This window comes from Kitasatospora sp. NPDC056181 (assembly GCF_042266225.1).
Lineage (GTDB): Bacteria > Actinomycetota > Actinomycetes > Streptomycetales > Streptomycetaceae > Kitasatospora.
In genome coordinates, this window is the sequence record NZ_JBHJUK010000250.1 from 1 (window position 1) to 7,961 (window position 7,961).

Genomic DNA, 7,961 nt, shown 5'->3' on the forward strand with positions numbered 1-7,961 from the left:
GCCGGGGGGGCGCGTTCAGGGCCCCGCCCGCGCGCGGCTCCGCGGGCGGGGGGGGCCGGCCCGGGGGGAGAACCCGGCGGCCACTCCGCCGTCTGTGTTCGGCAGATAATCTCACCGGGAGTGGGTCGCGGTGAGGGGGCTGGGGAGATGGGGCCGTACGCGTTCTTCGCGGGGCTGCTGCTGGGCGTGATGGGGATGGGCAAGTGGCAGGAGACCGGCTCGCCGTTCTGGCTCTGGGGCTCGGTGGCCTTCCTGCTGCTGGTGCTGATCATGGGTTTGACGTCGCTCGGGGGAGGCGACAAGGGCTGAGCGGAGGCCGTTCGGGCGGCCGCGTCCGTCGCGCTCCCGGTGATCAGGGAGAATGGACCGCATGAGTGCCCCTTCCTCCTCGTACCGCTCCGGCTTCGCGTGCTTCGTCGGCCGGCCCAACGCGGGCAAGTCGACCCTGACCAACGCCCTGGTGGGGACGAAGGTCGCGATCACCTCCGACCGTCCGCAGACCACCCGGCACACCGTGCGCGGCATCGTGCACCGCCCGGACGCCCAGCTCGTCCTGGTCGACACCCCCGGTCTGCACAAGCCGCGCACCCTGCTCGGCGAGCGCCTCAACGACCTGGTCCGCTCCACCTGGGCCGAGGTCGACGTGATCGGCTTCTGCCTGCCCGCCGACCAGAAGCTCGGCCCCGGCGACAAGTTCATCGCCAAGGAACTCGCCGAGATCAAGAAGACCCCCAAGGTGGCCATCGTCACCAAGACCGACCTGGTCGACTCCAAGCGGCTCGCCGAGCAGCTGATCGCCATCCAGCAGCTCGGCGTCGAGCTGGGCATCGAGTGGGCCGAGATCATCCCGGTCTCGGCGGTCGGCGACAAGCAGGTGGACCTGGTCGCCGAGCTGATCACCAAGCTGCTCCCGGAGGGCATGCCGCTCTACCCGGACGGCGACCTCACCGACGAGCCCGAGCAGATCATGGTCGCCGAGCTGATCCGCGAGGCGGCGCTGGAGGGCGTCCGGGACGAGCTTCCGCACTCGCTGGCCGTCGTGGTCGAGGAGATGATCCCGCGCGAGGGCCGCCCGGCGGACCGCCCGCTGCTGGACATCCACGCCAACGTCTACATCGAGCGGCAGAGCCAGAAGGCCATCGTGATCGGCGCCAAGGGCTCCCGGCTCAAGCACGTCGGCACCACCGCCCGCAAGCACATCGAGGCGCTGCTCGGCACCCCGGTCTACCTGGACCTGCACGTCAAGGTCGCCAAGGACTGGCAGCGGGACCCGAAGCAGCTGCGCAAGCTGGGCTTCTGACCCTGCGGGACCCGGCAGAGGGGCCCGTCCGGACGATCGCGTCCGGGCGGGCCCTCGCCGTTCGGCCGGTCGTCCCGTCCGGCGGCCGAGGGCCAGGGGTGTTGCGCGGGGCGGGCCTGGAGGGCCTACGCGCCCTCGCGCAGCACCAACGAGACCAGCTCCCGTTGGGAGTCGGTGAGCTTGGGGTCGGCGCAGTGCACCGTCCGGCCGTCGACCGTGATCTCGTAATGGAAGCCGTCCGGCACCCCGTACGAGGGCGACCGGAGCCCGCCCGCGACGGCCTCGCGGGCGAGCGCGTGGACGTGCGGGGCGTCCACCCGCTCGGTGGTGTCGAGCTCCGCGCGGCGGGCGAGCCCCGCGAGGCCGCCGGTCCGGGTCACCTGGATACGCATGGTGTCCATGGTGCTACGCAGGGATGGTTGTTTGCCGGGCTTTTTCCGGACCTTGACCTTTGCGGGCCTTAAGCCCGGCTGAACCCGGGCTCAACCGGGGCCGCGGACCCCGGCCGGGCACGGCGGTGCCGTGCCCGGCGCCCGGGGTCAGGCGGTGCCGGTGCCCGGGGTCAGGCCGTGCTGACGCCGACCTGCGCCCAGGCCGCCGTGACCGTGTCGGCGACCGTGGTCTGCGGGTAGCGGTCCCCGGCGGCCGCGACGGTGGCCCGGGCGAACGCGGGGAAGTCGGCGTCGGCGGCCAGCCGCCGGCCGGTCAGCGCGTCGTACCAGATCCGCCCGGCCCGCTCCCAGGCCGGGCCGCCGAGTGCGGTGGCCAGCAGGTAGAAGGCGTGGTTGGGGATGCCGGAGTTGATGTGCACGCCGCCGTTGTCCTGGGCGGTGTGCACGTAGTCGCGCAGGTGGGCCGGTTGCGGGTCCTTGCCGAGCCGGGGGTCGTCGTACGCGGTGCCGGGCGCCTTCATCGAGCGCAGCGCCACCCCCTGCACGCCGGGGGCGAGCAGCCCGGCGCCGATCAGCCAGTCCGCGTCGGCGGCGTCCTGACGGAGCGCGTACTGCTTGACGAGCGAGCCGAAGACGTCGGAGACGGACTCGTTGAGCGCGCCGGACTGGCCGTGGTACTCCAGTCCGGTGGTGAACTGGGTGACGCCGTGGGTGAGTTCGTGGCCGATGACGTCGACGCAGGCGGTGAAGTCGCCGAACACCTCGCCGTCGCCGTCCCCGAAGACCATCCGCTGGCCGTCCCAGAAGGCGTTGTCGTAGTGCAGGCCGTAGTGCACGGTGGCGTCCAGGCGCAGGCCCTGGTCGTCGATCGAGCGGCGCCCGTACGCGTCGGCGAAGAGCGCGAAGGTGGCACCGAGGCCGTCGTAGGCGTGGTTGACGGACTGGTCCCGGACGGGCGCCTGGCCCTCCCGGCGGACGGTGCGGCCGGGCACCCGTTCGGTGTGGCCGGCGTCGCCGATCACCCGGTCCAGGCGGGCGGAGCCGGGCTGGGCGGGGGCGGCGGTGAGGCGGGCCGTGCGGTGCACGGCGTCCAGGGCGAGGGAGCGGGCGGCGGGCTCGTGACCGTCCTCGGCGAGGCGGTCCAGGACGTAGGGCGGGACGATCGTGCACAACGGCGCGGCGGCAGTCATGTGGCCTAGGGTGAGGCTTCGGTGACCACTTGTCACTGGCATGGACAGAACCGGCGGCGTCTCAAGGGGTGGAATGTCCGCCCGGCTCACTTCGGGGGCGCGCGGCCTTCGGTTACGCTGGAGCACATCATGCGCAACGGGCTGCTTCTTCTTAGCTGCCGCGTCGAGGGCCTGTAGTCCACCAAGGGCCGGCTCCCTCGCCGCGGGGACTGTGCTGTGCGCGTAGGAATCGGGCGACCCGATGAGGGGTCGTGAGCGGCAGCAGGCCGGCCAGTCGGGTGTCCACCTCGCCCCGACAAGCCTCGCATCCACAGGAAGCCGAGAGTCACCTCCATGACCGAGCAGAGCTCCGCCGTGTCCATCCCCGCCGCCCGCGCGTTCGTCGACCGTCCGACCCCGATCACCGCCGCGACCGTGCGCCAGCAGCCCGCGGGCATGCGCCACGACCGCTACCTGCCGTTCGGCACCGTCGAGCTGCCGGACCGCACCTGGCCCTCGAAGGTGATCACCAAGGCGCCGCGCTGGCTGTCCACCGACCTGCGGGACGGCAACCAGGCGCTGATCGACCCGATGTCGCCGGCCCGTAAGCGCAAGATGTTCGACCTGCTGGTCACGATGGGCTACAAGGAGATCGAGGTCGGCTTCCCGTCCTCCGGGGCCACCGACCACGCCTTCGTGCGGTCGCTGATCGAGGAGGGGGCGATCCCCGAGGACGTCACCATCTCGGTGCTGACGCAGGCCCGCGAGGAGCTGATCGAGAAGACCGTCGAGTCGCTGGTCGGCGCCCCGCGCGCGACCGTCCACCTGTACAACGCGACGGCGCCGCTGTTCCGCCGGGTGGTGTTCCGCAACGACAGGGCGGCCACCAAGGCGATCGCCACCGACGGCACCCGGCTGGTGATGGAGTACGCGGAGAAGCTGCTGGGCGACGACACCGTCTTCGGCTACCAGTACTCGCCGGAGATCTTCGTCGACACCGAGCTGGACTTCGCGCTGGAGGTCTGCGAGGCGGTCATGGACGTCTGGCAGCCGGGCGAGGGCCGCGAGATCATCCTGAACCTGCCGGCCACCATCGAGCGGGCCACCCCGAACGTCCAGGCCGACCAGTTCGAGTGGATGTCCCGCAACCTGTCGCGCCGCGAGTACGTCTGCCTGTCGGTGCACCCGCACAACGACCGCGGCACCGCCGTCGCCTCCGCCGAGCTGGCCTACATGGCCGGCGCCGACCGGATCGAGGGCTGCCTGTTCGGCCAGGGCGAGCGGACCGGCAACGTCGACCTGGTCACCCTGGGCATGAACCTGTTCTCGCAGGGCGTCGACCCGCAGATCGACTTCTCGGACATCGACGAGGTCCGCCGCACCGCCGAGTACTGCAACCAGATGGAGGTGCACCCGCGCCACCCGTACGCCGGCGACCTGGTGTACACCTCCTTCTCCGGCTCGCACCAGGACGCGATCAAGAAGGGCTTCGACGCCCTGGAGGCCGACGCGAAGGCGGCCGGGGTGCCGGTGGACGAGCACACGTGGGGCGTGCCGTACCTGCCGATCGACCCGAAGGACGTCGGCCGCACGTACGAGGCCGTCATCCGGGTCAACAGCCAGTCCGGCAAGGGCGGTGTCGCGTACGTCCTGAAGAACGACCACAAGCTGGACCTGCCGCGCCGGATGCAGATCGAGTTCTCCCGGATCATCCAGGCCAAGACCGACGCCGAGGGCGGCGAGGTCACCCCGGCCGCGATCTGGGCGGTCTTCCAGGACGAGTACCTGCCGACCACCGACAACCCGTGGGGCCGGATCTCGCTGGCCGGCTCGCGCAGCCTGACCACCGAGGACGGCCGCGACGCGCTGACCGCCGAGGCCGTGGTCGACGGCGTACCGGTCATCCTGGCCGGTACCGGCAACGGCCCGGTGTCCGCCTTCGCCGACGCGCTGGCCCGGATCGGCGTGGACGTCCGGGTGCTGGACTACGCCGAGCACGCGCTGAGCGAGGGCGGTGACGCCCAGGCCGCCGCGTACGTCGAGTGCGCCGTGGACGGCAAGGTGCTGTGGGGCGTCGGGATCGACGGCAACACCGTGCTGGCCTCGCTGAAGGCGATGATCAGCGCCGTCAACCGCTTGCAGCGCGGGTAGTTCGTACGGGTGGAAGTCGTCGGGCCGTCCTCCGGGGCGGCCCGGCGGCGTTCGCGGCGCCCGCGGGCGGCGAGGGCGTGCGCACTGTGTCCTGCGCCACATTTTTTCGGGTTCCGGGCCGTTCGGGGTACTGACACGTGCCGGTAACCATGGCAACATCGACGCACCGGAAAGCCGGGTCGGTGGGACGGCCTCGGTGTCCGGTCGCGTGACCTGCCCATAGTTGTGCAGGCCGCCTGCCATGTCTGGGGAGTGGCGCCGTGACAGGGTTGTGGGGTGTTCGCCCGCGGTGGCGGACTGACGTTCTCGGTGACTTCTTCTGCCCGGGCTGTGGCGGAGACCGCAACTACCGCCGGCAGCACGGCCGGCGGTGGCTGCGGTTGCTCGGCACCCCGTTACTGCCGCTCGGCCCGGTCCTCGGCAGCGTGCAGTGCACCACCTGCCACGGCCGGTACGGGGTGGAGAGCCTGGAACAGCCCACCTGCGTCCGCCTCGGCTCCATGCTGCGCGACGCCCGGTACACCGTCGCCCTGGCCGTGCTGGCCGCCGGCGGCACCGCGCACCGGGCGGCCCGCGAGGCGGCCTGCGCGGCCGTCCGGGACGCCGGCTTCGAGGACTGCGGCGAGGCCCAGGTGCTGGCAGCCCTGGCCGCGCTGTCCGGCCTCGGCGGCGAGCTCTACGACGCCCACGAAGTCGGGGCGCCTCCCGGCCGGGGGCTGGGGGAGGCCGGCGGCCTGGCCGTGGAGCTGCACGCGGTGCTTGAACCGCTCGCCCCGCACCTCGCCCACCAGGGCCGGGAGCTGCTGCTGCTGCAGGGCGCGGCGATCGCGCTCGCCGACGGGCGCTACCTGCCGCAGGAGCGCGAGGCGCTGGCCGCGGTCGGGCGCTGCCTGGACCTGCCGCAGGCCACGGTCGGGGCGCTGCTGGAGGCGGCGACCCGCGCCTCCCGCTAGACCCAGCCCAGACCCAGACCCAGACCCAGAGCCGGCCCCAGCCCCCGGACCTCCCCGCCGTCCCGGTTCCACCCTCGAAGACCCCCACAAAACGGGCCCGACTCCCCTCTCGGGCCCGCCGTGACCCGCACCCCTCGGGGCACGCCCCCCAACGGGCCCTGGTGCGGGCCACACGGCTGCCGCCGTTCCTGCGCGACAATGGTGGGATGTCCACACTGTTCGACGCCCGTCCGCCCGTCCGTCACCGGCAGCGAGGTGGGCGCATGAGTGAGCGGAGCGAGCGGGTCGTCGGCAGGTGCGTGTGGGCGAATGCCCCTGCCGAGCGCAGCGAGGTGGGTGCATGAGTCTGTTCCGGGACGACGGCGTGGTGCTCCGGGCGCAGAAGCTCGGCGAGGCCGACCGGATCATCACCCTGCTCACCCGCCAGCACGGCAAGGTCCGTGCGGTGGCGCGCGGGGTGCGCAAGACCAAGTCCAAGTTCGGCGCCCGGCTGGAGCCGTTCTCGCACGTGGACGTGCAGTTCTTCAGCCGCGGCAGCGACCTGGTCGGCCGCGGCCTGCCGCTCTGCACCCAGGTGGAGACGATCGCGCCGTACGGCGGCCCGATCGTCGCCGACTACGGCCGCTACACCGCCGGGACGGCCATGCTGGAGACGGCGGAACGCTTCGCCGAGAACGAGGGCGAGCCGGCCGTCCAGCAGTACCTGCTGCTGGTCGGCGGCCTGCGCACGCTGGCCGCCGGGCTGCACGAGTCGCACCTGGTGCTGGACGCCTTCCTGCTCCGCTCGCTGGCGGTCAACGGGTACGGCGCGAGCTTCACCGACTGCGCCAAGTGCGGACTCGAGGGCCCCAACCGGTTCTTCTCGCTCCAGGCGGGCGGTGTGCTCTGCGGGGACTGCCGAGTGCCCGGATGTGCCGTACCCTCCCCTGAGACACTGGTACTGCTCGGGGCGCTGCTGTCAGGGGACTGGCAGACGGCCGACACCTGCGAGCCGAGGTACTGGCGGGAGGGCAGCGGCCTGGTCGCGGCCTATCTGCAGTGGCACCTGGAGCGGGGCATCCGCTCGATGAGATACGTGGAGAAGTGAGCACATGGCAGCGCGACGGCTCTTCGGCGGCGGCAAGCAGCGGGAGTACCTCCCCCCGACCCCGCACCCCAGCGGTGCCGAGCCGCCGAAGATCCCCGGTGAGCTGGTCCCCGGCCACGTCGCGATCGTGATGGACGGCAACGGCCGCTGGGCCAAGGAGCGCGGGCTGCCGCGCACCGAGGGCCACAAGGTCGGCGAGTCCGTGGTGCTGGACGTCCTCAAGGGCGCGATCGAGCTCGGCGTGAAGAACATCTCGCTGTACGCGTTCTCCACCGAGAACTGGAAGCGCTCGCCCGACGAGGTGAAGTTCCTGATGAACTTCAACCGGGACGTCATCCGCCGCCGCCGTGACGAGATGGACGCGATGGGCGTGCGGATCCGCTGGGCCGGCCGGATGCCCAAGCTCTGGAAGAGCGTCGTCCAGGAGCTCCAGGTCGCCGAGGAGCAGACCAAGGACAACGACGCCGTCACGCTCTACATGTGCGTCAACTACGGCGGCCGGGCCGAGATCGCGGACGCCACGGCGGCCATCGCGGCCGACGTCGCCGCGGGCCGGCTGGACCCGAAGAAGGTCACCGAGAAGACCATCGCCAAGTACCTGTACCACCCGGACATGCCGGACGTGGACCTCTTCCTGCGCCCGAGCGGCGAGCAGCGGACGTCCAACTTCCTGCTCTGGCAGTCCGCGTACGCCGAGTTCGTGTTCCAGGACGTGCTCTGGCCGGACTTCGACCGCCGGGACCTCTGGCGGGCCTGCGAGCAGTACGCGATGCGCGACCGGCGCTTCGGCGGGGCGATCCCGAACGAGGTGGCGCCGGAGGTGCCCGCGCAGCGCTGAGCCGGCGCCCGCCGCGCCGGCGGTACGCCGGAGGGCCCGTGGGACGCGTCCCACGGGCCCGCCGGCGTTCG

At 72.1% G+C, this 7,961-nt stretch carries 8 protein-coding genes; 6 read left to right on the forward strand and 2 right to left on the reverse strand.

Annotated elements, in window-relative coordinates; genetic code table 11:
• The first annotated feature begins 147 nt into the window (after positions 1–147).
• The gene (locus ACFC1F_RS41850; protein WP_209413328.1) at positions 148–309 is read left to right on the forward strand and encodes a hypothetical protein; all 162 of its coding nucleotides are present in this window, start codon (positions 148–150) and stop codon (positions 307–309) included.
• A gap of 61 nt (positions 310–370) precedes the next feature.
• Entirely contained in the window at positions 371–1,300 is a 930-nt protein-coding gene (era, locus tag ACFC1F_RS41855) for a GTPase Era (RefSeq protein WP_209413330.1), read from the forward strand.
• 125 nt (positions 1,301–1,425) lie between these two features.
• Here era and ACFC1F_RS41860 read toward each other — a convergent pair whose 3' ends face one another.
• Both ACFC1F_RS41860 and ACFC1F_RS41865 read right to left on the reverse strand, forming a co-directional pair.
• Complete coding sequence (locus ACFC1F_RS41860; RefSeq protein WP_376166893.1) at positions 1,426–1,692, reverse strand: protealysin inhibitor emfourin; 267 nt, start codon at positions 1,690–1,692, stop codon at positions 1,426–1,428.
• Positions 1,693–1,862: 170 nt separating this feature from the next.
• Positions 1,863–2,882 carry a M4 family metallopeptidase gene (locus ACFC1F_RS41865; protein ID WP_376166895.1) on the reverse strand — a complete coding sequence of 340 codons (1,020 nt, stop codon included), beginning with the start codon at positions 2,880–2,882 and terminating at the stop codon, positions 1,863–1,865.
• A gap of 333 nt (positions 2,883–3,215) precedes the next feature.
• On the opposite strand from ACFC1F_RS41865, the gene leuA reads away from it, so the two are divergent.
• From leuA to ACFC1F_RS41885, 4 genes are all read left to right on the forward strand, one after another.
• Complete coding sequence (gene leuA / locus ACFC1F_RS41870) at positions 3,216–5,012, forward strand: 2-isopropylmalate synthase (protein WP_376166897.1); 1,797 nt, start codon at positions 3,216–3,218, stop codon at positions 5,010–5,012.
• Between the two features lie 380 nt (positions 5,013–5,392).
• On the forward strand, positions 5,393–5,965 hold the full coding sequence (locus ACFC1F_RS41875; RefSeq protein ID WP_376166899.1) for a TerB family tellurite resistance protein: 573 nt from the start codon (positions 5,393–5,395) through the stop codon (positions 5,963–5,965).
• A gap of 340 nt (positions 5,966–6,305) precedes the next feature.
• Positions 6,306–7,052: a DNA repair protein RecO gene (recO, locus tag ACFC1F_RS41880; protein WP_148645222.1), complete on the forward strand. Its 747-nt coding sequence runs from the start codon at positions 6,306–6,308 to the stop codon at positions 7,050–7,052.
• A gap of 4 nt (positions 7,053–7,056) precedes the next feature.
• The gene (locus tag ACFC1F_RS41885; protein ID WP_209413334.1) at positions 7,057–7,890 is read left to right on the forward strand and encodes an isoprenyl transferase; all 834 of its coding nucleotides are present in this window, start codon (positions 7,057–7,059) and stop codon (positions 7,888–7,890) included.
• Positions 7,891–7,961: the final 71 nt, after the last annotated feature.

Coding starts and splice junctions, on each gene's coding strand:
- era (WP_209413330.1), top strand. CDS start 371: ATGAGTGCCCCTTCCTCCTCGTACCGCTCCGGCTTCGCGTGCTTCGTC.
- ACFC1F_RS41850 (WP_209413328.1), top strand. CDS start 148: ATGGGGCCGTACGCGTTCTTCGCGGGGCTGCTGCTGGGCGTGATGGGG.
- ACFC1F_RS41885 (WP_209413334.1), top strand. CDS start 7,057: ATGGCAGCGCGACGGCTCTTCGGCGGCGGCAAGCAGCGGGAGTACCTC.
- ACFC1F_RS41860 (WP_376166893.1), bottom strand. CDS start 1,692: ATGCGTATCCAGGTGACCCGGACCGGCGGCCTCGCGGGGCTCGCCCGC.
- leuA (WP_376166897.1), top strand. CDS start 3,216: ATGACCGAGCAGAGCTCCGCCGTGTCCATCCCCGCCGCCCGCGCGTTC.
- ACFC1F_RS41865 (WP_376166895.1), bottom strand. CDS start 2,882: ATGACTGCCGCCGCGCCGTTGTGCACGATCGTCCCGCCCTACGTCCTG.
- recO (WP_148645222.1), top strand. CDS start 6,306: ATGAGTCTGTTCCGGGACGACGGCGTGGTGCTCCGGGCGCAGAAGCTC.